General features: G+C 74.5%; 27 protein-coding genes and 1 pseudogene. 16 read left to right on the top strand and 12 right to left on the bottom strand.

The features are described from left to right. Nucleotides 1-67 precede the first annotated feature (67 nt). From ACQP04_RS18425 to ACQP04_RS18410, 4 genes are all read left to right on the top strand, one after another. The gene (locus ACQP04_RS18425; protein WP_433508256.1) at nucleotides 68-265 is read left to right on the top strand and encodes a (2Fe-2S)-binding protein; all 198 of its coding nucleotides are present in this window, start codon (nucleotides 68-70) and stop codon (nucleotides 263-265) included. 133 nt (nucleotides 266-398) lie between these two features. After that, nucleotides 399-884 (top strand): bacterioferritin, encoded by a 486-nt coding sequence (gene bfr, locus ACQP04_RS18420; protein WP_037038919.1) that lies wholly within the window; start codon nucleotides 399-401, stop codon nucleotides 882-884. 68 nt (nucleotides 885-952) lie between these two features. Continuing rightward, nucleotides 953-1,591 (top strand): HdeD family acid-resistance protein, encoded by a 639-nt coding sequence (locus ACQP04_RS18415; RefSeq protein ID WP_433508255.1) that lies wholly within the window; start codon nucleotides 953-955, stop codon nucleotides 1,589-1,591. 58 nt (nucleotides 1,592-1,649) lie between these two features. After that, on the top strand, nucleotides 1,650-1,874 hold the full coding sequence (locus ACQP04_RS18410; RefSeq protein WP_433508254.1) for a DUF3072 domain-containing protein: 225 nt from the start codon (nucleotides 1,650-1,652) through the stop codon (nucleotides 1,872-1,874). Between the two features lie 16 nt (nucleotides 1,875-1,890). Here the strand turns inward: ACQP04_RS18410 and ACQP04_RS18405 are convergent, their stop codons facing one another. Next, complete coding sequence (locus ACQP04_RS18405; protein WP_433508253.1) at nucleotides 1,891-2,151, bottom strand: hypothetical protein; 261 nt, start codon at nucleotides 2,149-2,151, stop codon at nucleotides 1,891-1,893. 193 nt (nucleotides 2,152-2,344) lie between these two features. Between ACQP04_RS18405 and ACQP04_RS18400 the strand changes: the two genes are divergently transcribed. The 5 genes from ACQP04_RS18400 to ACQP04_RS18380 all read left to right on the top strand — a co-directional run bounded on the left by ACQP04_RS18400 (nucleotide 2,345) and on the right by ACQP04_RS18380 (nucleotide 7,158). Beyond that, entirely contained in the window at nucleotides 2,345-2,797 is a 453-nt protein-coding gene (locus tag ACQP04_RS18400; RefSeq protein WP_433508252.1) for a helix-turn-helix transcriptional regulator, read from the top strand. Further along, nucleotides 2,794-3,210: a VOC family protein gene (locus ACQP04_RS18395; RefSeq protein WP_037038926.1), complete on the top strand. Its 417-nt coding sequence runs from the start codon at nucleotides 2,794-2,796 to the stop codon at nucleotides 3,208-3,210. The genes ACQP04_RS18400 and ACQP04_RS18395 overlap by 4 nt, the downstream gene beginning before the upstream one ends. A gap of 101 nt (nucleotides 3,211-3,311) precedes the next feature. Continuing rightward, complete coding sequence (locus tag ACQP04_RS18390) at nucleotides 3,312-5,696, top strand: ATP-binding cassette domain-containing protein (protein ID WP_433508251.1); 2,385 nt, start codon at nucleotides 3,312-3,314, stop codon at nucleotides 5,694-5,696. 87 nt (nucleotides 5,697-5,783) lie between these two features. Further along, nucleotides 5,784-6,275 (top strand): hypothetical protein, encoded by a 492-nt coding sequence (locus tag ACQP04_RS18385; RefSeq protein WP_433508250.1) that lies wholly within the window; start codon nucleotides 5,784-5,786, stop codon nucleotides 6,273-6,275. 4 nt (nucleotides 6,276-6,279) lie between these two features. Next, nucleotides 6,280-7,158, top strand: coding sequence for an LLM class F420-dependent oxidoreductase (locus tag ACQP04_RS18380; RefSeq protein ID WP_433508249.1), 879 nt, complete (start codon nucleotides 6,280-6,282; stop codon nucleotides 7,156-7,158). 447 nt (nucleotides 7,159-7,605) lie between these two features. On the opposite strand, the gene ACQP04_RS18375 is transcribed toward ACQP04_RS18380, so the two are convergent. Genes ACQP04_RS18375 through ACQP04_RS18365 form a run of 3 tightly spaced genes read right to left on the bottom strand, consistent with a single transcriptional unit; the run spans nucleotide 7,606 to nucleotide 10,797 of the window. Continuing rightward, complete coding sequence (locus ACQP04_RS18375) at nucleotides 7,606-8,769, bottom strand: acyl-CoA dehydrogenase family protein (protein WP_433508248.1); 1,164 nt, start codon at nucleotides 8,767-8,769, stop codon at nucleotides 7,606-7,608. 1 nt (nucleotide 8,770) lies between these two features. Next, nucleotides 8,771-9,802, bottom strand: a complete 1,032-nt coding sequence (locus tag ACQP04_RS18370) for a zinc-binding dehydrogenase (RefSeq protein WP_433508247.1) — start codon at nucleotides 9,800-9,802, stop codon at nucleotides 8,771-8,773. Further along, entirely contained in the window at nucleotides 9,802-10,797 is a 996-nt protein-coding gene (locus ACQP04_RS18365) for an LLM class flavin-dependent oxidoreductase (RefSeq protein ID WP_433508246.1), read from the bottom strand. Before ACQP04_RS18365 ends, ACQP04_RS18370 begins: the two co-directional genes overlap by 1 nt. Between ACQP04_RS18365 and ACQP04_RS18360 the strand changes: the two genes are divergently transcribed. The 5 genes and pseudogenes from ACQP04_RS18360 to ACQP04_RS18340 all read left to right on the top strand — a co-directional run bounded on the left by ACQP04_RS18360 (nucleotide 10,700) and on the right by ACQP04_RS18340 (nucleotide 13,963). Then, nucleotides 10,700-11,335, top strand: a complete 636-nt coding sequence (locus tag ACQP04_RS18360) for a TetR/AcrR family transcriptional regulator (protein WP_433508245.1) — start codon at nucleotides 10,700-10,702, stop codon at nucleotides 11,333-11,335. The genes ACQP04_RS18365 and ACQP04_RS18360 overlap by 98 nt on opposite strands. A 100-nt stretch (nucleotides 11,336-11,435) precedes the next feature. Further along, nucleotides 11,436-11,621 (top strand): annotated as a pseudogene (locus ACQP04_RS18355) (aldo/keto reductase); the annotation flags it as partial. Between the two features lie 29 nt (nucleotides 11,622-11,650). Then, on the top strand, nucleotides 11,651-12,058 hold the full coding sequence (locus ACQP04_RS18350; protein ID WP_433508244.1) for a VOC family protein: 408 nt from the start codon (nucleotides 11,651-11,653) through the stop codon (nucleotides 12,056-12,058). Between the two features lie 394 nt (nucleotides 12,059-12,452). Continuing rightward, the gene (locus ACQP04_RS18345) at nucleotides 12,453-13,055 is read left to right on the top strand and encodes a cadmium resistance transporter (RefSeq protein ID WP_433508243.1); all 603 of its coding nucleotides are present in this window, start codon (nucleotides 12,453-12,455) and stop codon (nucleotides 13,053-13,055) included. 47 nt (nucleotides 13,056-13,102) lie between these two features. Further along, entirely contained in the window at nucleotides 13,103-13,963 is an 861-nt protein-coding gene (locus tag ACQP04_RS18340) for an endonuclease/exonuclease/phosphatase family protein (RefSeq protein ID WP_433508242.1), read from the top strand. On the opposite strand, the gene ACQP04_RS18335 is transcribed toward ACQP04_RS18340, so the two are convergent. Genes ACQP04_RS18335 through ACQP04_RS18320 form a run of 4 tightly spaced genes read right to left on the bottom strand, consistent with a single transcriptional unit; the run spans nucleotide 13,960 to nucleotide 15,832 of the window. Continuing rightward, the gene (locus ACQP04_RS18335; protein ID WP_433508241.1) at nucleotides 13,960-14,361 is read right to left on the bottom strand and encodes an HNH endonuclease; all 402 of its coding nucleotides are present in this window, start codon (nucleotides 14,359-14,361) and stop codon (nucleotides 13,960-13,962) included. The two genes, ACQP04_RS18340 and ACQP04_RS18335, sit on opposite strands and share 4 nt — an antisense overlap. A 41-nt stretch (nucleotides 14,362-14,402) precedes the next feature. Next, complete coding sequence (locus tag ACQP04_RS18330; RefSeq protein WP_433508240.1) at nucleotides 14,403-15,011, bottom strand: PASTA domain-containing protein; 609 nt, start codon at nucleotides 15,009-15,011, stop codon at nucleotides 14,403-14,405. A 39-nt stretch (nucleotides 15,012-15,050) separates the two neighbouring features. Further along, nucleotides 15,051-15,629 (bottom strand): Fic/DOC family protein, encoded by a 579-nt coding sequence (locus ACQP04_RS18325; protein WP_433508239.1) that lies wholly within the window; start codon nucleotides 15,627-15,629, stop codon nucleotides 15,051-15,053. Next, nucleotides 15,626-15,832, bottom strand: coding sequence for an antitoxin VbhA family protein (locus ACQP04_RS18320; protein ID WP_156066933.1), 207 nt, complete (start codon nucleotides 15,830-15,832; stop codon nucleotides 15,626-15,628). The genes ACQP04_RS18325 and ACQP04_RS18320 overlap by 4 nt, the downstream gene beginning before the upstream one ends. Before the next feature lie 133 nt (nucleotides 15,833-15,965). Here ACQP04_RS18320 and ACQP04_RS18315 point away from each other — a divergent pair, with 133 nt between their 5' ends. Both ACQP04_RS18315 and ACQP04_RS18310 read left to right on the top strand, forming a co-directional pair. Then, the gene (locus ACQP04_RS18315) at nucleotides 15,966-16,580 is read left to right on the top strand and encodes a malonic semialdehyde reductase (RefSeq protein WP_433508238.1); all 615 of its coding nucleotides are present in this window, start codon (nucleotides 15,966-15,968) and stop codon (nucleotides 16,578-16,580) included. Between the two features lie 144 nt (nucleotides 16,581-16,724). Beyond that, nucleotides 16,725-16,958, top strand: a complete 234-nt coding sequence (locus tag ACQP04_RS18310) for a hypothetical protein (RefSeq protein WP_433508237.1) — start codon at nucleotides 16,725-16,727, stop codon at nucleotides 16,956-16,958. Here the strand turns inward: ACQP04_RS18310 and pepE are convergent. The 4 genes from pepE to ACQP04_RS18290 form a co-directional block, all read right to left on the bottom strand. Continuing rightward, nucleotides 16,948-17,622 carry a dipeptidase PepE gene (gene pepE, locus ACQP04_RS18305; RefSeq protein WP_433508236.1) on the bottom strand — a complete coding sequence of 225 codons (675 nt, stop codon included), beginning with the start codon at nucleotides 17,620-17,622 and terminating at the stop codon, nucleotides 16,948-16,950. The genes ACQP04_RS18310 and pepE overlap by 11 nt on opposite strands. 32 nt (nucleotides 17,623-17,654) lie before the next feature. Then, on the bottom strand, nucleotides 17,655-18,278 hold the full coding sequence (locus ACQP04_RS18300; protein WP_433508235.1) for a DUF4232 domain-containing protein: 624 nt from the start codon (nucleotides 18,276-18,278) through the stop codon (nucleotides 17,655-17,657). A 154-nt stretch (nucleotides 18,279-18,432) separates the two neighbouring features. Beyond that, nucleotides 18,433-19,593, bottom strand: a complete 1,161-nt coding sequence (locus tag ACQP04_RS18295; RefSeq protein WP_433508234.1) for a heparan-alpha-glucosaminide N-acetyltransferase domain-containing protein — start codon at nucleotides 19,591-19,593, stop codon at nucleotides 18,433-18,435. Next, nucleotides 19,590-21,551, bottom strand: a complete 1,962-nt coding sequence (locus tag ACQP04_RS18290; protein WP_433508233.1) for a serine/threonine-protein kinase — start codon at nucleotides 21,549-21,551, stop codon at nucleotides 19,590-19,592. Before ACQP04_RS18290 ends, ACQP04_RS18295 begins: the two co-directional genes overlap by 4 nt. Nucleotides 21,552-21,695 lie beyond the last annotated feature (144 nt).

Raw genomic sequence — 21,695 nt, 5'->3', positions numbered from 1 at the left:
GTGCAGGGCTTGTCACCGGGCGTGATCGTCTGCGAGCATAGGCTTACCTGACGAAAGGCTGGCCTGCATGTACGTCTGCATCTGTCACGCCGTGACGGACGTCGAGCTGCGCGACTGCATCGGCGAGGGCGCCCGCACGGTCGAGGACATCGGCGACGCGTGCGGTGCCGGCACCGGGTGCGGGAGCTGCCTCGACACGGTCGACGTCCTGCTGGCCGCGGAGCTCGCCTCGTCCGTGATGTCGGAGCTGCCGCTCAGCGCATGATCGTCCACGGGCCGGCCGACACCGCATTCGCCCAGGTAAGCCTAGCCGTCGCACAGTCCGTCCTTCGTGGATCCGGGCGAACCGGACCCACTACCGTTCGTGTCGCCCGTCACAGCGAACGAAGGACGACGCCATGCGTGGGGACCCGGAGATCATCTCCCTGCTCAACGAGCAGCTCACCAGCGAGCTCACCGCGATCAACCAGTACTTCCTGCACGCGAAGATGCAGCAGAACTGGGGCCTGACGAAGCTCGCCGCCTACACCCGCAGCGAGTCGATCGACGAGATGCGGCACGCGGAGAAGATCACCGACCGCATCCTGTTCCTGGAGGGCCTGCCGAACTACCAGCGCCTGTTCCAGCTGCGCATCGGCACGAACGTCCGCGAGATGCTGCAGTCCGACCTCGCCATCGAGCTCGAGGTCGTGCAGCGGCTCCGGCCCGGCATCGCGATGTGCCGCTCCAAGGGCGACATCACCACGGCGAACCTGTTCGAGGAGATCCTCGCCGACGAGGAGCACCACATCGACTACATCGAGACGAACCTCGAGCTGATGGACCGCCTGGGCGAGCAGCTCTACCTGGCCCAGCTGGTCGACCAGCCTCCCACGCCCGGCTGATTCCGCGTTCCCCGCGCGAGGAGTACACAGATCGCGGGGTGTCCACCCGGGACACCGAGGGGGGCGTCATGACCGAGAACGTGAGTGCCGGTGGCCGGGCGGGCGACTCCGGGCAGCGCCCGGTCGACGCGGTCCGCGAGTTCGCCGGGGCCGTCTGGTGGATGGTGCTGCTGCGCGGCGCCCTGATCGCCCTGTTCGGGATCATCGCGCTGGTGAGTCCGGGGATCGCGCTGCTGACCCTGGTGTTCCTGTTCGGCTTCTACGCGATCCTCGACGGCGTCGTCGCCGTGGTCATGGGTGTCCGGGCGCGCAAGACCGCGGCGCACTGGGTGTGGCCGGTCGTGCAGGGCGTGCTGTCGGTGATCGCCGGCATCGTCGCGCTGGCCTGGCCCGGGGTCACGGCGCTGGCGCTGCTCTTCGTCGTGGCGTTCTGGGCGATCGTCATGGGCGTCGCGGAGATCGCCGAGGCGTTCACGGCGCGCCGGGCCGGGGCGCAGGCCTGGGGCTGGACCCTCGTCGCGGGCATCGTGAACGTCCTGTTCGGCCTCGCCCTGCTCGTGTGGCCGGCCACCGGGATCCTCGCGCTCATCTGGCTCGTCGGCCTGTTCGCGCTGATCGGCGGCGTGATCCTGATCGGCTGGGCCTTCCGGATCCGGGCGATCGCCAAGGGTGCCGCGGGTCACCGGCCCTCGGCCGACCTGTCATAACGGGCGCGGCGTCGCGGCTCGGGTCGCGGGGGAGCGCGGTCGAAGATATGTTCGAACCATGACCGATCGCGACACCCAGGACCAGACCAGCACGCCGGCCGCGAAGGACCCGGAGGACTGGACCACCGGCGACGAGCCGATCACCGGCCCGCAGCGCTCGTACCTCGAGACGCTCGCGCAGCAGGCGGGCCAGGAGCTGCCCGAGGACATCGGCGCCCTCACCAAGGCCGAGGCGTCGAAGCGCATCGACGCGCTGCAGGCGGCTGCGGGCCGCGGGCAGTGACGACGGCGGGCGGCGGTCAGTCCGGCTCGCCCGGCAACGGGTCGAGCCGGACCCGGACCGCGACCCGGCCACGCCCGTCCCTCGTGGCGGCGGCGTGCCCGGTCCGGTCGGCGCCGTCGAGCTCGACCGTGATCGGGCCGCCCTCGCCGAGGAAGTTGCGCCACCAGTTCTTCGCGTCGGGGAACTGCACGCCGATCACGAGCTCGTCGCCGGAGCGCCGGTAGGCCACCGGCGTCCGGAAGGTCCGCCCGGAGCGGCGGCCGACGTAGCTGATCATCGCGATGCTGCGGCCCACGACACGGCCCACGCGCGGGCGAGGGCCTCCACACCGGCGTTGACGCACCGGACCGCCTTGCTGGTGAACAGGGGAGCGCGCACGGGGCCGACCGTAGCCGCGCCGCCCTGAAGTCGCTCTCAGCCCTGGCCGGGCACGGTGCATTTCGGACGCGCGACGTGGCACGATCACCGGGGTGAGCAGCAGACCCGCCGCGAACCTGAGCGACCTGGCCCGGCTGCGCCGCGTCAAGGACCGGATAGACCGGGAGTACGCCCACCCGCTCGACGTCGAGGCGTTGGCCCGCGGCGTGCACATGTCGGCGGGGCACCTCAGCCGGGAGTTCCGGCGGGCCTACGGCGAGTCGCCGTACTCCTACCTGATGACCCGCCGCATCGAGCGGGCGATGGCGCTGCTGCGACGGGGGGACCTGAGCGTCACCGAGGTCTGCTTCGCGGTGGGCTGCTCCTCGCTGGGGACGTTCAGCACGCGCTTCGCCGAGCTCGTCGGCATGCCGCCGGGCGCCTACCGCCGGGCGGCCGAGGAGGCGACGGTGGACATGCCGTCGTGCGTGGTCAAGCAGGTGACGAGACCGGTCAGGAATCGAGAAGCCCCGGCCGGCCGAGCGCCGCTAGCGTCCCCCTCATGAGTTCGGACATCGTCATCAGCCAGAGCTACCTCCCGCACACCGGCAAGGACGAGGCGATCGCCTTCTACCGGGACGTCCTCGGCTTCGAGGTGCAGAACGAGGTCGGCTACAACGACATGTACTGGATCACCGTCGCCCCTCCCGGGCAGCCGGAGATCGCGATCGTCCTGCACCCGCCGGCGGTGGACCCGGGGATCACCGACGAGGAGCGCAGGGTCATCTCCGAGATGATGGCCAAGGGCACCTACGCCGCGATCAACCTGGCCACCAAGGACCTGGACGCGACGTTCGACCGGATCCAGGCCGCGGACGCCGAGGTCGTCCAGGAACCGATGGACCAGCCCTACGGCGTGCGGGACTGTGCCTTCCGCGACCCGGCGGGCAACATGATCAGGATCAAGCAGCTCGGCTGAGCGGAGCTAGCGGAGCGACCATCCGAGCTGAGCGGAGCCCGGGTGGCGGATATCGACAGGGACATCGACACAGCACGTCGCACCACAGGGGGAGACACGGGATGAGCACGGCCACGGAGACGGAGTCCCCGTCGCTGCACGCCGCCGACAGCCACGACCTGATCCGGGTGCACGGCGCGCGCGAGAACAACCTCAAGGACGTCAGCGTCGAGCTGCCGAAGCGGCGGCTGACGGTGTTCACCGGGGTCTCCGGCTCGGGCAAGAGCTCGCTGGTGTTCGGCACGATCGCCGCGGAGTCCCAGCGGCTGATCAACGAGACCTACAGCACCTTCGTGCAGGGCTTCATGCCCACGCTGGGGCGCCCGGACGTCGACGTCCTCGACGGCCTGACCACGGCGATCATCGTCGACCAGGAGCGGATGGGCGCCAACCCGCGGTCCACCGTCGGCACGGTCACGGACGCCAACGCGATGCTGCGGATCCTGTTCAGCCGGCTGGGCCGGCCGCACATCGGCTCGGCCCAGGCGTTCTCCTTCAACGTGGCGTCGATCAGCGGCGCGGGCGCGGTCACCATCGAGAAGGCCGGGCAGAAGGTGAAGGAGCGCCGGGAGTTCAGCATCACCGGCGGCATGTGCCCGCGGTGCGAGGGCCGGGGCGCGGTCAACGACATCGACCTGACCGCGCTGTACGACGAGACGAAGTCGCTCAACGAGGGCGCCATCACCATCCCGGGCTACAGCATGGAGGGCTGGTACGGCCGCATCTACCGCGGCTGCGGCTACTTCGACCCGGACAAGCCCATCAAGGAGTTCACCACGAGGGAGCTGCAGGACCTCGTCTACAAGGAGCCCACGAAGATCAAGGTCGAAGGCATCAACCTGACCTACAGCGGACTGGTCCCGCAGATCCAGAAGTCCTACCTGTCGAAGGACATCGACGCCCTGCAGCCGCACATCCGTGCCTTCGTGGAGCGAGCGGCCACGTTCAGCACCTGCCCGGAGTGCGAGGGCACCCGGCTGACCGAGGCGGCCCGGTCGTCGAAGATCAAGGGCATCAGCATCGCGGACTGTTGCGCGATGCAGATCAGCGACCTCGCCGCCTGGGTCCGCGAGCTCGACGAGCCGTCCATGCGGCCGCTGCTGACGTCGCTGGGGGAGACGCTCGACTCGTTCGTCGAGATCGGGCTGGGCTACCTGTCGCTCGAGCGCCCGTCCGGCACCCTCTCGGGCGGGGAGGCGCAGCGCACCAAGATGATCCGCCACCTCGGCTCCTCGCTCACGGACGTCACCTACGTCTTCGACGAGCCGACGATCGGCCTGCACCCGCACGACATCCAGCGGATGAACGACCTGCTCCGGCAGCTGCGGGACAAGGGCAACACCGTGCTCGTCGTGGAGCACAAGCCGGAGGCGATCGCGATCGCCGACCACGTCGTCGACCTCGGCCCGCACGCCGGCGCCGCGGGCGGCGAGGTGGTGTTCGAGGGCACCGTCGAGGGGCTGCGGACCAGCGGCACGCTCACCGGGCGGCACCTGGACGACCGGGCGTCGGTGAAGCCGTCCGTGCGGAAGGCCTCCGGGGCGCTGGAGGTCCGGGGCGCGGACACGCACAACCTGCAGGGGGTGGACGTCGACATCCCGCTCGGCGTGCTCTGCGTGGTCACCGGGGTGGCGGGCTCGGGCAAGAGCTCGCTGATCCACGGTTCGGTGGCCGGCCGGGACAGCGTGGTGGCCGTCGACCAGGGCGCCATCCGCGGCTCCCGGCGCAGCAACCCGGCCACCTACACGGGCCTGCTCGAGCCCATCCGCAAGGCGTTCGCGAAGGCCAACGGCGTGAAGCCGGCGTTGTTCAGCGCGAACTCCGAGGGTGCCTGCCCGAACTGCAACGGCGCCGGGGTGATCTACACCGACCTCGCGATCATGGCCGGGGTCGCCACCACGTGCGAGCTGTGCGAGGGCAAGCGGTTCGACGCGTCGGTGCTCGAGTACCACCTGGGCGGCAAGGACATCAGCGAGGTGCTCGCGATGCCGGTCGCCGAGGCGTTCGAGTTCTTCGGCGCGGGCGAGGCGAAGGTCGCGGCCGCCCACAAGATCCTCGAGCGACTCGCCGCCGTCGGGCTCGGGTACCTCACCATCGGGCAGCCGCTCACCACGCTGTCCGGCGGCGAGCGCCAGCGGCTCAAGCTGGCGACGCACATGGGCGACAAGGGCGGCGTCTACGTGCTCGACGAGCCGACCACCGGTCTCCACCTCGCGGACGTCGAGCAACTGCTCGGGCTGCTCGACCACCTGGTCGACTCCGGGAAGTCCGTGATCGTCATCGAGCACCACCAGGCGGTCATGGCGCACGCGGACTGGATCATCGACCTGGGCCCGGGGGCCGGCCACGACGGCGGCCGGGTCGTCTTCGAGGGCACGCCCGCCGATCTCGTCTCCGCCCGGTCGACGCTGACCGGCGAGCACCTCGCGGCGTACGTGGGCGCCTGACCAGGGCAGAGGCCGCCGGGACCGTCAGAAGAGGACGGAGCGGGAGATCCCTGGACCACGGGGACGGGATCGGGCACCATCCCCGTCATGACCGACGAGGAGCAGGACTCCGCGATCGCGCCGTCCACGGACGGCGCGATCGCCTCGGTCGGCAGCGCCGCGATCTCCGAGAGCGTCGCGGTCGCGGGCAGCGTGGACACCGCCCACAGCGTCGCGGTGGCCGGCAGTGTGGGGACGGTCGGCAGCGTGGGCGTGGTCCAGAGTGCGGCCACGGCCGGCAGCGTCGCGGTCGCCGGGAGCGTGGCGACCGCCGGAAGTGTCGCGGTGGCCGGGAGCGCCGCCACGGCCGGCAGTGTCGCGGTCGCCGGCAGCGCGGCCACCGCCGGGAGCCTCGGGATCGTGGCCAGCCTGCTCACCGTCGTCGGCGTCGGCCTCCGGAAGTGCGTGGCCACGCTGGCCTGCATCAACTGCACGCGGTGCGTGGGCTGCATCGCGTGTGTCGACTGTGTGGACTGCGTCGGGTGCATCGGCTGCGTCGGCCTCCGCGGGGCGGTCGGGCAGCGGGGCGTGCGGGCCTGACGCGATGCAGATCGGTCTGCACGCTCTCGGGATCGGGACCGGCGCCCAGCGGTCCGTCATCGACGCGGTCGCGGTCGCCGCGGAGACCTGCGGCTTCGCCACGCTGTGGTCGGGGGAGCACGTCGTGATGGTCGAACGCGGGTCGTCGCGCTATCCGTACTCGGCCGACGGGCGGATCGCCGTGCCGGCGGCGGCCGACTGGATCGACCCCCTGATCGGTCTCAGCTTCGCGGCCGCGGCCACCTCGACGATCCGGGTCGCGACGGGCGTGCTGCTCCTGCCGGAACACAACCCGGTGCTCGTGGCCAAGCAGGCGGCGACGCTCGACTCGCTCTCCGGCGGCCGGCTGACGCTCGGCGTCGGCGTCGGCTGGTCGCGCGAGGAGTTCGACGCGCTCGGGGTGCCGTTCGCGCGGCGGGGCGCGCGGACGGACGAGTACGTCGCCGCGATGCGCACCGTGTGGCGCGACGACGTCGCCTCGTTCACGGGCGAGTTCGTCCGCTTCGACTCCGTGCGGGTCAACCCCAAGCCGGTCCGGGACAGGACGATCCCGATCGTGTTCGGGGGCAACAGCGACGCCGCGCTCCGCCGCGTGGCCGCCGTCGGCGACGGCTGGTACGGGTTCTACCTGGACGACGTCGGTCACGTCGCCGAGCGCGTCGAGTTCCTGCAGGCGACGTGCCGGGAGGCGGGACGCGACCTCGCCGAGCTGCGGCTCGCCGTCGCGCTGCGCAGTCCGGAGGTCGACGACGCCGCGAGGCTCGCCGATCTGGGGGTGGACGAGCTGGTGGTCGTCGAGGGCCCACCCGCCGATCCGCAGGACGCCGGCGGGTGGGTGTCGGCCCTGGCCGACCGCTGGCTCCCGGCCGCGACGAGCGCCTGACTGTTCCCGCCGGCGCCGGTGCGCCGCTCAGCGGGGTCGCTCGACGGGCTCCGGGCGCAGCCACAGCGTCGGCGTGCCGCCGTCGGGCTTCGGTGTCGTTATGACAAATCAGGGCGTCGAACTGCACGGGGAGCGTCGGCGTGGACGTGGTGCTGCCCGAGGACGGGCGCGCCGCCGTGCACGCAGCGCGGCCGGTACACGCTGTCGCGGTGCGAGGACTTCTTCTCGACCGCCTGCCGGAGCGGGCCGCGACGAGCTCACGCGCGCTCACTTGATCCACAGGACGTCGTGAGGGTCCGTGCCCTGCAACAGGTAGCTCCCGTCCCTGCAGAGCCGATAACCTACGTTATGACAGTTCGATTCGACTGGCCCTATCTCGCAGCACCCGCGCGCAACTCCCGCGGAATCGTGTGCGCCGCCGCCACGCGTGCTTGCCATGCGGGGCGGTCAGTCGGAGGGCCAGCGCGGCTCCGCCGCCAGGTCGATCCCCAGGGCCGCCTTGCCGATGGTCTCGAGGGCGACGTCGGTGGACGGCGGGTGGAACTGCCCGGCCCGCACGTCCCGGTAGTACCGCTCGAGCGGCAGCCGGCGGAAGATCCCGTGGCCGCCGACCATGCGCACGCAGCGGTCCACGGCGGCGGCCGCGGCGGTGACCGAGGTGTGCTTGAGGGCCTGGATGTCCGCGGGCGCCAGCAGCTCGCCGTCGGCGCGGCGGGTCAGCACGTCGTTGACCATCGCCTCCGCCGGCCGCAGCGCCAGCTCGATCTCGGCCGCGCTCGTCACCTGGGCGGGCTGGCGTGCCATCGGCAGCGAGGCGCCCGTGACGGTCCGGCCGCCGACGTAGTCGTAGGCGAACCGGGCCGCGGCGCGGGCGATCCCGAGGTAGACCGAGGCGACCGAGACGGCGAACCAGGCGAAGATCCGCTCCTGGGCGGCGTCCCACACCGGCGGGCCCGCGGGGTCGGTCCCGCGCTGCACCGCGGTGTCGGGCACGAACACGTCGTCGAACACGACGTCCCAGGAGCCGGTGCCGCGCATGGCCATCGTGTCCCAGGTGTCGACGAACGACAGCCCGGGCGTGTCCCGCGGGAGCCCGAACAGCAGCAGCCGCCCGGTCCCGGTGTCGGCCGCGGTACCCCAGAAGGAGTTGAGCACCGGGGCGAGCGAGCAGAACGACTTGCGGCCGGTCACCCGGTAGCCGCCCGGGACCGGGCGGGCCGGCGTCGACGAGGTGCGCACATTGAGCCCGGTGGCGGCGTCGGTGAGGCTGCCGCCGACGACCGTGCCCGCCGTGACCATGCCGAAGATCGGCTCGGCACCGCGCTCGCCGCCGTGCCAGCCCTCGGCCGCGGCGCCGACGCCGAACAGGTGCATGTTCGTGGCGAGCGCGGTGGAGGCGCAGGCCCCGGCGATGATCTTCTGGCAGGCGGCGAACGTCGCCAGGTCCGCCCCTCCCCCGCCGAGCTCGGTCGGCACCACCGAGGAGAGGTAGCCGACCTCCTTCATGCGTTCGACGTTCTCCACCGGGAAGCGACCCTCCCGGTCGATCTCGGCGGCCCGCGGCGCGAACTCCTCGGCCAGCTGCGCGGCGACGGCGGTCCAGTCGGTCATCTCACGGCTCCACGACGATCTTGCAGTGCTCCTCGGGGTCGCCCAGCGCGTCGAACGCCCAGGACAGGCGGTCGAGCCCCACCCGGGCGGTGACGAGCGGGGCCACGTCGATCTCGCCCTCGGCGATCGACCGCAGGGACGCGGCGAACTCCTCCGGCGTGTAGCCGAGGACGAAGTCGACCGACAGCTCCTTGGAGATGCCGAAGTACGGGTGGACGGTGTCGGCGCCCATGCACACCCCGACCACGACGACCCGGGAGCGGGCCGGCGCGCAGCGCATGATGTCGTCGAGCACGCCCGGGACACCGACCGCCTCGAAGACGACCAGCGGCGTGGCCGCGCCCGTCCGGTCCCACACCGTCTCCTGCCGCGGGTCGACGACCTCGGTGGCGCCCATCGTCGCGGCGAGGGTCCGCCGGGCCGTCGAGAAGTCGGCGGCCACGATCGACTCGACGCCCCGGACGCGCAGGGCGGTGATCACCGCCAGCCCGACGGGCCCGCAACCGACCACGACGGCCCGCTGACCGGCCTCGATGCCGGACCGGACCACCGCGTGCAGCCCGACGGCCATCGGCTCGGTGAGCGCGGCGTGGTGCGCGGGCAGCCCGTTGGGCACCTCCAGCAGCAGCGGCGCCGCGAGCAGCAGCTTCTCGCCGTACCCGCCGTGGATCGTGTTGGAGTAGACGATCGTGTCGATGTCCCCGTCGGCGCGCGGGAGGATCGGGAACGCCGTGACGAGCGTGCCCGCAGGCGGGGCCGTCGTGTCCGGCCCGGCCTCCAGGACTCGGCCCGCGAACTCGTGGCCCATGTAGACGTCCTGGTCCAGGTCGAGCTCGCGGCGGCTCGGGCGGGCCATCCCCTCGATCTGGGTGCCCAGCGCCAGCATCTCCGCGCCGTGCTGGGCGAAGTGCAGGTCCGACCCGCATATCCCGCAGGCCGCGACCTCGACGAGGACCTCGCCGGGGCCGGGGACCGGGTCCGGGACGTCGTCGCGGACGTGGATCTTCCCGGCGTTCAGCACCCCGGCGCGCATCAGGCCCCCCGCCTGGTCGCGCCGGTCTCGGCGGCGTGGGTCTTGATCGCGTTGACCACGGCCTCGCCCGCCCGCCCGAAGATCTCCTCCTTCTTGGCCACGGCCCAGTCGTGGGAGGCCTTGGGCGCGGACAGCCGGCCCTTGAAGTGCGGGATCACGTGCCGCGCGAACAGCCGGTAGGACTCGATCGTCGCGGTGGGGGAAGCCCAGTCGTGGCCGAGCTGGAGGAAGGTGCCGAACCCGCCGGACTGGTCGAGCAGCTTCTCGATGTAGGCGATCGCGTCGTCCGGGGTGCCGATCATGGCGCGCCCGCTCGCCGCGTACTGCTCCACGAAGTCCCGGTCGGTGACCGAGGCCGGGTCGCCGCCGTCGGACAGCGGCACGAAGCCCGCGCCGCCGCCGCCGAAGTAGTTGGCGAAGTCCCGCAGCCCGTAGGTGCAGTCCTCGATCGCCTGCTCCCGGGTCGGGGCGAGGTGCAGCTGGCCGAGCACGCGCCAGGTCGAGCGGTCCGGCGCCGGCCGGCCGGCCGCCGCGGCCTGCTCCTCGACGACGCTCCACGCGTTGCCGATCGCGGCGAAGCCCTCGGCCGCCGCGGACATCGACAGCGACAGCAGGGAGGCGCCGTAGCGCCCGGCCAGCCGCGGCCCGGACGGCGACACCATCGCCGCCACCGCGACCTCCGGGTGCGGGTACTGGTAGGGCCGCACCTGGAGCCGCGCCTCGCGCATGGTGAACCAGTCCGACTCGCGGGTCACCGGGTCCTCGCCGCGGAACAGCGCGAGCACGGCCTCGAGCGCCTCCTCGTGGCGGCGCCGCTGGTCGACGGGGTCGATGCCCATGACGTAGGCGTCCGTCGGCAGGGCGCCGGGGCCGGTACCGAAGATCAGCCGGCCACGGGTGAGGTGGTCCAGCAGCGCGATCCGGTCCGCCAGCAGCCACGGGTGGGCCGAACGGCGCTCCCTGCTGCTCGACGCCGGGCTGGAACTACTGGGCACCCAGGGGCTCGCGGCCACCACGGTCCGCGGCGTGTGCGCGGCGGCGCGCCTGAACGCGCGGTACTTCTACGAGAGCTTCGACGACATCGGCGCCCTGGTCGTCGCCGTGTTCGACCAGGTCGTCGCCGAGCTGCACACGACAGTCGACGCGGCCGTGGCGGCGGCCGGCGACGATCCGGTCGCCCGGGTGCGGGCCATGGTGGCGAGCACCGCCGAGTTCGTCGACTCCGACCGGCGCCGGGCCCGCGTGCTGTACGTCGAGGGCCGCGGCCACGAGCGGCTGCAACGCCGGCGGCGGGAGTCGTCGTCGGACATCGCCGGGCTGCTCGCCCTGGAGGCGGCCGGGAAGGAGCCGGGCTCCGAGCACCGGATCGTCGCGGCCTTCCTGGTCGGTGGGTTCAGCGAGCTGCTCACGCGCTGGATCGACGGCGAGATCCCCGTCGACCGGGACCAGCTGGTGCACGCGGCGACCGAGCTGTTCCTCGCGCTCGGGCGCGCGGGGGGCCGCCTCGCCACGTCGGCCGACCGGACCGGCTGAGCGGGACCGTCAGCCCCGCTCCTCCACGGGAACGGCCGGGCCGGGGGTCGCGGCCAACGGCCCAGTCCGGTGCCCTGCACGCCGTGGCCGACCGGCTTGTGCCACCCCGCTGGCCGTCGCGCTCGCGTGGCCGCTGCAGCGGTCGCCGAACATGCTGCTCATCCCCGGGACGTCGGCCGTCGCGCACCTGCGGGAGAACGTCGCGGCCGCCGGGCTCGAGCTGCCGGACGACGCCCTGGCCGAGCTCGACGCGATCCGGCGGAAGGAATCCGCCGGCGGCCGATGAGTTCCGCGGCGGCCCGCGGTCGTAGGGGCATGAGCAACGACACCAGGGCACGCAGCGGCATCTCCAACATCGGCGTGGTCATGTTCACCGTCGCCGACCAGGACGCCGCCCAGGAGTGGTACACGACCGTCCTCGGCTTCGAGGTCCGCAGCGACAGCCGCTTCGGCCCGAACGACGAGTACCGCTGGCTCGAGGTCGCCCCGCCCGGCTCGACGGCCCGGCTCGCCCTCAACCCGCCGATGTTCGACCAGCCCGGGGGCGGCTCGATCGGCGTCGAGACGGCCGACGTGGCGGCGGAGCACGCCCGGCTGAGCGCCATCGGCGGGGTCGACCTCGACGCCGCGCCGGACGACAGCACGCCCGGGGCGCCGAAGCTGTTCATGATGCGCGACCCGGACGGCAACAATATCGCCGTCGTCGAGGTGCCGGCCGGCTGAGGCCGGCCGAGGTCACGGGGTCGGCGGTACACGGCGGGTGTACCGCGGTCCCCGGGTAGTCCGTTGGTGCCATCGGCAGGTGTGGCCCGCCCCGTGTGGGCTACCCTGCCGCCGATGTCCGCTCCGACGGATGGCGTCAGAGCCTCACCGTCCCGGGACCCCGGGTGGCCCCGGCCGTGGCGGACGCCCTGCTGCCGACCCGCAGCTTCGACGTCCTGCAGGGGCACGACGCCGGGGACGAGTACTCCGCCGCGCGGCCAAGCATCGTGACGGGCTTCCCGGGCGCCTGGAAGGCGGCCGACGACGCCATGTACGAGCAGAAGCGCCGCCGGCGGGCCGGACTCTCGCGCACCCCCTCCGGAGCGCACGCGGGCCCCGCGGCAGGCTTTAGGGCGTGCAGCTCGGGGTGATCGGCCAGGCGGCCGGGATGTTCGCGGTGACGAACGTCGACGACCTCCTGCTGCTCGCGCTCTGGTTCGGGCGGGCCCCGGACCGCCGCGCCGCGGGAGAGGTCGTGGCCGGGCAGTACCTCGGCTTCGGCGCGATCCTGGCCGCGTCGCTGCTCGGCGCGGTCGGGGCCGGGTTCCTGCCCGAGGGCGTCGTCCCCTACCTCGGACTGCTGCCGATCCTGCTCGGGCTGCGCGCGGCGTGGGAGGTGTGGCGGGCCCGGCGGGACGGCGAGGGCGGCGACGAGGACGACGAGCCCGGCGGCGGGACGGGCCTGCTCGCGATCGCCGCGGTGACGCTGGCCAACGGCGGCGACAACATCGGCGTCTACGTCCCGGTGTTCGCGACCACGGACACCGTCGGCCTGGTGATCTACGCCGTCGTGTTCCTGCTGCTCGTGGGCGTGTGGTGCGCCGCGGGCCGATTCCTCGCGACCCGTCGCTTCGTCGCCCGCGCGATCTCGCGGTGGGGACACGTCCTGCTGCCGGTGGTGCTGATCGCGATCGGTGTGCTCGTCCTGGTCGAGGGCGGGGCGTTCGGCCTGGGCTGAACGGGGCCGGGCTGAGTCGGAAAGCGCGACCGGGCAGCATGGGCCGGGTGAACCCGACCCGCCCCGCGGCCCGGATCCGGGTCGTCACCCTCAACGCCCTGTCCCCGCAGTACGCCGACGGGCCGCGGCGCCGCGAGGCGATCCGTGCGGAGCTGCGGCGGCACGACCCGGACGTGGTGGCGCTGCAGGAGGTCGTGCGCGACGAGGTGCCCGATCTCGTGCCCGGCCACCACCTCGCCCCGCACCCCGCGGTCGCCGACGACGGCAGCACCGCCGTGCTCGCGAGCCGGTGGCCCTTCGCGCGGGTGCACCGGCTGGATCTCGACGTCACCCCGCGCGCCCGGGAGTTCCCGTGGGGCGGCGCGGTGGTCGCCGAGCTCGACGCACCCGGGCTCGGTCCGCTCGTCGTCGCCCACCACAAGCCGTGCTACCAGCTGAGCTTCGAGCGGGAGCGCGAGCTCCAGGCGGTGGCGACCGCCGAGCTCGTCGAGCGGGTGGTGGCGGAACGGCCGGCCCACGTCGTGCTGCTCGGGGACCTCGACGCGACGCCCGACGCGGCCAGCATCCGGTTCCTCACCGGGCGCCAGTCCCTGGAAGGCGTGAGCGTGAGCTACCACGACGCATGGGAGACCGCGCACCCCGGCGAGCCCGGGCACACCTTCACGCCGGCGAACCCGCTGGTCGCGGCCGGGGACATGCCGCTGGTCCGGCCGCGGCGCATCGACTACGTGCTGGTGCGGGGCACGAGCCACGGCCCGACCCTCCGGGTCGACGCATGCGAGCTCGCCTTCACCGGCGGGCCCGGCGGTACCCCGCCGAGCGACCACCTCGGCCTCGTGGCCGATCTCGCGCTGCCCGACCGGCCGCCCGAGACGTTCGGCGCGGGGTTCGCCGGCCACGTCCCCTAGGACGCGCGGCGCTCCTCCTCGGCGCGGGCCAGCCGGCGCAGCTGGGCGGCGAGGTAGGGCCGGGCGCGCCGCTGTCCGCCGCGGGCCGCGATCGCCGCGTCCAGGGCGCGCAGCGCACCGAGCACCGCGGTGAGGTTCGGCTCCCAGCCGCGCCGCTCACACTCGGCGAACCACTCGGCCGGGCTGCGGTGCCCACGCGCGGCGTTGCAGCGTCGGCACGCCACGACCTCGTTCTCCACCCAGCTCGGGCCGCCCTTGACCTTGGGCACCAGATGGTCGGTCGTCGGCGCGACGAGACCGACGCACGGCCGGCCGCACCACACGCACGCGTCGCCGTCCCGGGCCGCGGCGGCGCGCAGCCGTTCGGCGCGGCCGGGCTGCGGGTGTGGGGACGACATCGTGGACCAGTGTCCCCCGGATGCCGCCGGAGCGCCCGCGGTCAGGGCACGCTCTCGCCCGTCGCCTCGTCGACGGCGCCGCGACGGGCCCGCGGGTCCGGGGGCGGCCGCAGCGGCGCGGGCACCCCGGCCGAGCCGGGACCGCGGCGCAGCCACACCGTCACGGCCGTGTGTGCCGCCACCCGCTCGCCGGGCGCCGGCTTCTGGTCCACCACCCGGAAGTCCGCGGCCTCGGGGCCGAGGAAGGGCGGCAGGTCGGGATCGGCACTCACGATGTCCAACCGCTCCTCCTGCAGCCGCAGCCGGGCGGCGGCCCAGGTCATCCCGACGACGTCGGGCACGGTCACGGGGCGGGCGGCGAGGTCCCGGGCGGCCTCGTCCTCGGCGCGCCGCAGCGGGTCGGGGCCCTCCTCGTCGAGCTCCCGCCAGCGCTCCCAGGCCGACTGCCGGGTGATGCCGAGCCGCGTCGCGATCTCGGCCCACGACCGTCGCCCGGCCCGGGCGTCCCGCACCGCCTCCAGCTCCGCCCGGTCGAGCAGGCGGCGCAGGGAGCCGATGTCGGAGAGGGCGTCGAGCGCCCCCTTGCGGGTCCGCCTGCCGGCGAGGCGTCCGAGCGCCTCCCGGGCCTCGCGCCACGGGTCCACGGCCACAGTGTCAGGCTAGCCTGACACTGGCCGTCCGCCAACGGTTCAGTCCCGGCCCACCACCAGCCGGTCGAGCATCCGGCGCAGCGGCTCCAGGTCCCCGGCGTGCGCGGCGACCGACGCCCGGACGTTCTCCCCGCGGTCGAGGGCGGCCCACCGGATCCGGTGGCCGGCGTCGCGGGCGAGCTGGGCGAGGAAGGCGCGCCGAGCGCGCCCGTTGCCCTCCCGGAAGGGGTGCAGCTCGTTGATCCCGGCGAGGAGCCCGGCCAGCCCGGCGACGAAGTCCGCTCGGGCGCGGCCGCGCAGGTGCGAGTCGCGGGCGAGGTCGGCGAAGAGGACGGCCGCGCGGTCCTCGAGCTCCGCGGGCGGGCAGAACGACCGGCCCTTCCCGAGCGCGACGGTGCGCAGCTGCCCGGCCCACGGGTAGACGTCGCCGAAGACGTGCCAGTGGAAGGCCTGCAGATGGGCCAGGTCGTAGCCGCCGGGCACCGGCCGCAGCTCGAGGCCGGCGATCCGGGCCGCGCTGAAGTCGGCCTCTGCGGCGGCGAGCGCGACGGGATCGGTCAGGCCGAGCCGGTTGCGGAGGACGCCCGTGCGGAGATCGAGGTAGGGATCCCAGCTCAAGCCGGGCGGTGCGGGCGGTAGTGCGCGGTCAGCCGCGCGACGGCCTGCTCGGGGTCGAGCTCGCCGCGGGCGATGGCCTCGCACAGCGACAGCCCCGTGCTGCTGGGCTCCAGGCCCTCGGCACGGACGGAGCCGAGCGCCTCGTCGACCGCGTCGCGGCAGCGCACGGCCGCAGGCGGCGCGGGCTCCCGGGTCACATGCACGCCGGGGAGACTACCGGAGCACGACGCCCCGGGCCGCTCCCCTCTCGGCTCCTCGTGATCATGCGTGACCGAGACCACCGGGCCACATCGGAACACCCTGGAGTGTTGAGCGTTTGACTATCTCGTGACGACAGTGACTGACAGCCCCGTGACCCTCCCCGTCCTCGACGACGCGGGCCGCGCAGCGCTCTTCACCGAGGCCCGGACGGCCAACACGTTCTTCCCGGAGCCCGTCTCCGACGAGACCCTTCGCGCGGTGTGGGAGCTGGCCAAGTGGCCGCCGACCGCCGCCAACACCCAGCCCCTGCGCGTGACCTTCGTGCGCGGCGAGGAGGGAAAGCAGCGGCTGCTCCCGCTGCTCGCCGAGGGCAACCGGGCGAAGTCCGAGAAGGCCCCGGTCGTGGCGATCCTCGCCGCGGACCTCGACTTCCACGAGTTCGTGCCGCAGACCTTCCCCGCGCGCGCCGAGATGAAGGACGCCTTCGAGGCCTCCGGCCGCAAGGGCCGCGAGGACATGGCCCGCTTCAACTCCACCCTGCAGATCGGCTACTTCCTGCTCGCCGCCCGCGCCCACGGCCTGGCCACCGGCCCGATGGCCGGCTTCGACCACGACGCCGTGACCGCCGAGTTCTACCCGGGCGGCCGCGAGAAGGTCCTGCTGGTCGTCAACCTCGGTCACCCCGGCCCCGACGCCTGGTTCCCGCGCCTGCCGCGCCTCGAGCACTCCGACGTCGTCCGCTGGGTCTGAGAACCCGCCGCTCCCCCGGCCCCGACGCCCGGTCCGCCCCGCCGCGGACCGGGCGTCGCGCGTCCGCACTCCCATGGCGAACGGCGCTCGCCCGGGGCGAAAACCGATCGCCCCGCCGTCGCCCGGCGGGTACCAACATCCGGTATGACCGGCCCCGTCCTGCACCCGATCGTCGCCGACGGACTCGTCCGGGAACGGCACGCGGACCTGCTCCGCGCCGCCGAGGTCGCGCGGCTGCGCCGCCTCGCGCGCCGGCGCCGCCTCGCGCAGCGGCTCCCGGTTTCTCCGTCCCCCCTGCGTCGACGGGTCGGCTGGGCACTGGTGGAGGTCGGCCTGCGGCTCGCGGTCGGCCGGGCCCCGTCCCGGGTCACGGGCTGAGCGGCCCCGTCCGGCACTCCTCCGGCTCCGCACCGCGGCGGAACACCCGCGCCGACCCGTGCAGCGTCACCGCCGCGCCGGACACCCGCAGCCACCCGCCCTCGCGGAGCCCGACGACGGGCAGGGCGTTCTCCTCGAGGAACTCCCGGATCCGCTCCTCCCGGGTCTCGCCCATGTGGGCCGACCCCGGTACCGGGTCGAGGTAGTGCGGGTTCACCTGGAAGCCGACGAGCCCGAGTGCGGCGAACCCCGCGGGCTCGACGATCGGCATGTCGTTGGTGGTGCGGATCGTCGGGCAGGCGAGGTTGCTGCCGGCGCTCGCGCCGCCGTACCGGGCTCCGCAGGCGACGGCCTCGCGGATCGCGGCGAGACCGTCGAGCCGCTGCAGGGCCCGGAGCAGCCGGAACGTGTTGCCGCCGCCCACCCACACCGCCTCGGCGGTGCGCAGCGCCGCGGCCGGGTCCGGCTCGGTGTGCACGCTGCGCAGCCGCAGCCCGGCCCGGGCGAAGGCGGCGCCGATGGCCTCGGCGTACCCCGCGTGGTCGGCGAGGGCGTACGGCACGAAGCGCACCTCGCGGCCCTCGTAGAACTCCGCGAGCGGGGCGTGCGCCAGCGTCCGCGCGCCGTGGTTCGTGGAGTTCGACAGCAGCAGGAGTTCGCTCACGCAGATCATCCCAGCACGGGCGCCGCCCCGACTCAGTGCGCCGTCATCGTCTGCACGCTCAGCTGGTTCCCCGGCAGCTGCTCCGCCGCACACCCCGTCGTCTCGAACGGCACGAAGGCGGACCGGGTGTTCCCCGGCGGGTAGACCCGCAGGCCGCGCACGGGGGTCGGCCGGCAGGCGGCGGCGTCGAAGTTCTGGACGTTCACGAGCTGCAGCTGCGCCGCCGCGGACCCGCCGGACGCCAGCCGCACCTCGCCGCCCCGCTCCCCGGACATGGCCGCGGCGGGCCCGACCTGGTGCCCGTCGTCGCCGGTCACGTACGAGACGCCCGGGAACCCGCGCAGCTGGCAGGTGCTCCCGCCGGTGTTGGTGAAGATCAGCGGCCGGTAGCTGGAGCCCGCACCGGCGTCGCCGTCGCCCAGGGTGATCCGCAGCGAGGCGGTGGGGCAGTTGGGCGGGCTGAGCGGGTCGCCGCCGCTCGTGGCCGCCGCGGCGGTGGTGCTCGCGGGCGGTGTGGCCGGCGCTGTCGTCGGTGTACCGCTCCCGGCCGGTGTGCCGCCGTTGACCTCGTCCGTACCGCCGGAACAGCCGGCCAGCAGGAGCGCGGCGACGGCCACGCCGGCCGCGGCGAGCCGGCGGATGATCGTGATCGACATGTCTCCCCTTCCCCGACGCCGGACCCCCGGTCCGGCGGGAGCCGACCGGGAGAGGTCGGCTCCTGTCAGGGGGACGGGCGGGACGGCCGAGGGGTTGCGCCGCGGAACGATCTTTCTGCGCCGAACGGCTTCTTTGACGCCTCCGGCTGGCAGATCAGCCCGTGGACCGGAGCACGGCCCGGCGGGCGGTACGGGAGGCCGCGGACACCACCGCCTCGGCGGGGCCCCCGATCCGCAGGGCGCGGGCGACCAGCCCGATCGCCAGGCACCAGCCGACGTGCCAGAGCAACGTCACGACTCCGGTGTTCCCGAGGATCGCGAGCGAGGCGACGTGCAGGGCGTACAGCGTGAGCGGCACCGCGCCGATCGCCGCGAGCGGCACGACGAGCCTCGGGACCCGTTCCGCGACCAGCAGCGCCGCGCCCAGCACGGCCAGGGCACTGCCGGTGGTCTGCGCGAGGTCCAGCGGGGTGCCGGAGTGCGGCACCTCGGCGGCGAGCCACCACCAGGTGTCGGCGGGGACGGTGCCGTAGCGCTGCACCCGCAGGGCGTCGGCGCCCGAGCCGGCGGTGATCGTCTCGGCCCCGCCGGCCGCCAGCAGGACCGCCGACACGACCGTCGCCGCGACCGCGAGCGCGGCGCCCCCGCCCAGCATCCACCACGCCGTGCGGGCGCGGCGCAGGTCGAGCCGCCCCACGGCCAGCCCGGCGAGGAGGTAGGTCGACCAGGTCAGCACCGGGTAGTAGCCGGTGACCAGCAGGGTCCCGAGCGCGCTCCCGGGCTCGCCCAGCGACGAGAGCCCGACCTGGGCGCCGGGGCCGGGCGGCAGCCCCTCGCGCAGCAGCACGCTCAGGACGGGCGTGACACCGCCCGCGACCATCGCGCCGGCCGCGAGCACCCCGGCCCGCAGCCGCAGCAGCGGGATCGCCAGGAGGATGAGCAGGCCGTAGTAGGCGAGGATGACCGCGACCGGCGGCCGGAGCTCCACGAGCGCGAGCCCGAGCAGCGCCACCAGCACCGCCCGCACGACCAGGCCCGCCGCCGCGGCGAGATGCAGCCGGCCGAGCGGCGGTCCCGGGGGATCCGGCGGCCGCAACCCGAGGTGACCGCCCGTGCCGAGCGCGATCCCCACCCCGAGGAGCAGCGCGAACAACGCGGAGGCCCGGCCGGCGGCGACCGCGCCGGTGAGCGTCTCCCCGGTCGCGGTGTGCAGCGGCAGGACGTGCGTGGCCATCATGCCGAGCAGCGCGATCCCGCGCGCCGCGTCGACGCCCGCGATCCGGTCCCGGACGCCGGCGGGCACGGCGGCCGTCACGGCCGGGCGGTGCCCGCCCCCACCGGGCCCGCGACCGGCACGCCCGTCCGCCGCAGCCACTCGTCGAGCGACCGCTGGGTGGTGACCAGGTCCGGCCGGCGGTCCGGGTCGGTGCGCAGGGCCTGCTTGAGCAGCGAGAGGTGCGCGGTGCGCCGGGGCAGGTGCGTGAGCTTGGCCCCGACGGCGGCGGCCCGCAGCCCGGAGATCGCGTCGGCGTGCCCGCCGCGCGGCGGGTAGCCGGTGAGCGCGAACGACACCGTGGCCGCCAGCTGCCAGATGTCCGAGCGCGTGGTGGCCTTCTGTCCCGCGGCGACCTCGGGCGCGAGGTAGTCCGGTGTGCCCAGCACGAAGCCCGTCATGGTCAGCGTGGAGTCCCCGGTCCGGCGGGCGATGCCGAAGTCGATCAGGTGCGGGTGCCCGGCGGCGTCGACGATCACGTTGCCCGGCTTGAGGTCGCGGTGGAGCACCCCGCGGCGGTGGGCCGCGTCGAGGGCGCCGGCGACGCCGCTCCAGATCCGGGCGGCGGACACGTCGTCGACCGGCCCGCGCTCCTGCACCAGCCGCGAGAGCGGCACGCCCTCGACGTACTCCATCACGATGACCAGGCCCTCGAGCTGGGACAGGCCGGGATCGGACTTGGCGTGCACCAGGTCGTGGATCTGGACGCACTGCGGGTGCCGGACGGCGGCCAGCGCGGCCGCCTCGCGACGGATCCGCTCCTCGGTCTCGCCGTCGGGCGCGTGGGCCGACTTGAGCGCGACGGTGCGCCCGAGCTTGGCGTCGTGGGCCAGCCAGACCCGGCCGAAGCCGCCGGCGCCGATGCGCTGCAGCACCCGGAAGCGCGGCGCCCTGCCGTTCAGCGGGGCGCCGCCCACCGGGACGGCACCCATCGCGGCGGGCGGGCCGGGGAACGGTCCGGCAGCCGCGAGGGTGCCGCCCGGGCCGGTGGGGCGCCCCGGAGGCGGGCCGAAGCCGCCGGGCCCGCGGCCGGGGATCGGCGGCAGCGCGCCCGGCGCGGCCGCGAGCGGCGCGGGACCGCCGGCGCGGGGTTGCGGAACGGCGGTCGGCGGCGGCGCGACGGGCAGCCGGCTGCTGTCGAAGTCGGCGTACTGCGGGCGAGGTTCCTGCGCGGAGCGGTCCGCCCGGCGCTCCTCCGCGGAGGGGAGCTGCACGATCGGCTGCATCCGCTCCTTGAGGCGGGCGAGCCGCTGCTCGCCGGTCTCGGCCGGCCGCTTCTCGCGGGCCGGGCCCGCGGGCTGCAGCGAGCGCCGGACCGTCTCACGGGACGGCGGCGGCACGGCGCTGACCAGCAGCATGCCGGCGAAGGCGCCCAGGCAGGCCCCGACCCAGAGGTGCTCGGACGCGCCCGCGGGCACGCCGGCGGTGAGCACGGCCAGCGCCAGGGTGGGGCCCCAGAAGAACCGGGCGGGCCAGGCGGGCCCGCGGCGCAGCGCCAGCCGGGCCTGGATCCCGACGAACACCGCGGTGATCAGGGGCACGATGCCGAGCAGCAGGACGGCGACGCCGAGCCGGACCGGGTCCGAAGGGTCGAACGCGTCGCCGACGGTGCCGGAGCCGAGGTAGGTGCTCTGCGACCCGACGAAGCACTCGGTGGAGCGCAGCGAGCGCGCCGCGGCACCGGTCAGGCCGGGCACGTCGGCACCGCGGACGGCGGAGGCGGCGAACACCCGCCCCGCGGCCACGAACACGAGCAGCGGGAGCAGTCCGGCGGTGAGCAGGCCGATCCCGGCCAGGAGCACCCCGCGCCCGCCGCCGTAGGCGGCACCGAAGCGCCGCCGCAGCAGCGCCACGACCAGGGCGCCCGCGGCGGGCAGGAGCCCGACGCCGAGGCCCAGCGCCGACGTCGCCCAGGCCCAGACACCCGGGCAGGCCTGCGGGGCCACGGTCTCGCGCAGCACGGACAGCAGCTGCCCGACCAGCGCGACGAGCGTGTCCACCGGCTCCCCCTCCCCCTGTCGGAGCGCCCGGACGCCGGGCGCGATACGTGACGCGACCGGGACGTGGCCGGCACCCCCACTATGGCATCACCGGGGTCCCCCGTGCCGGGCCGTGCCGGGCACAGCGTGTCGCCCGTTCGTCGC

Origin of the sequence: Pseudonocardia halophobica, assembly GCF_050948485.1 — a bacterium.
In the GTDB taxonomy this organism is placed as follows: Bacteria; Actinomycetota; Actinomycetes; order Mycobacteriales; family Pseudonocardiaceae; genus Pseudonocardia; species Pseudonocardia halophobica.
Note: the sequence above shows the minus strand (reverse complement) of the source record. Positions and strands in the feature narration are given on the sequence as shown.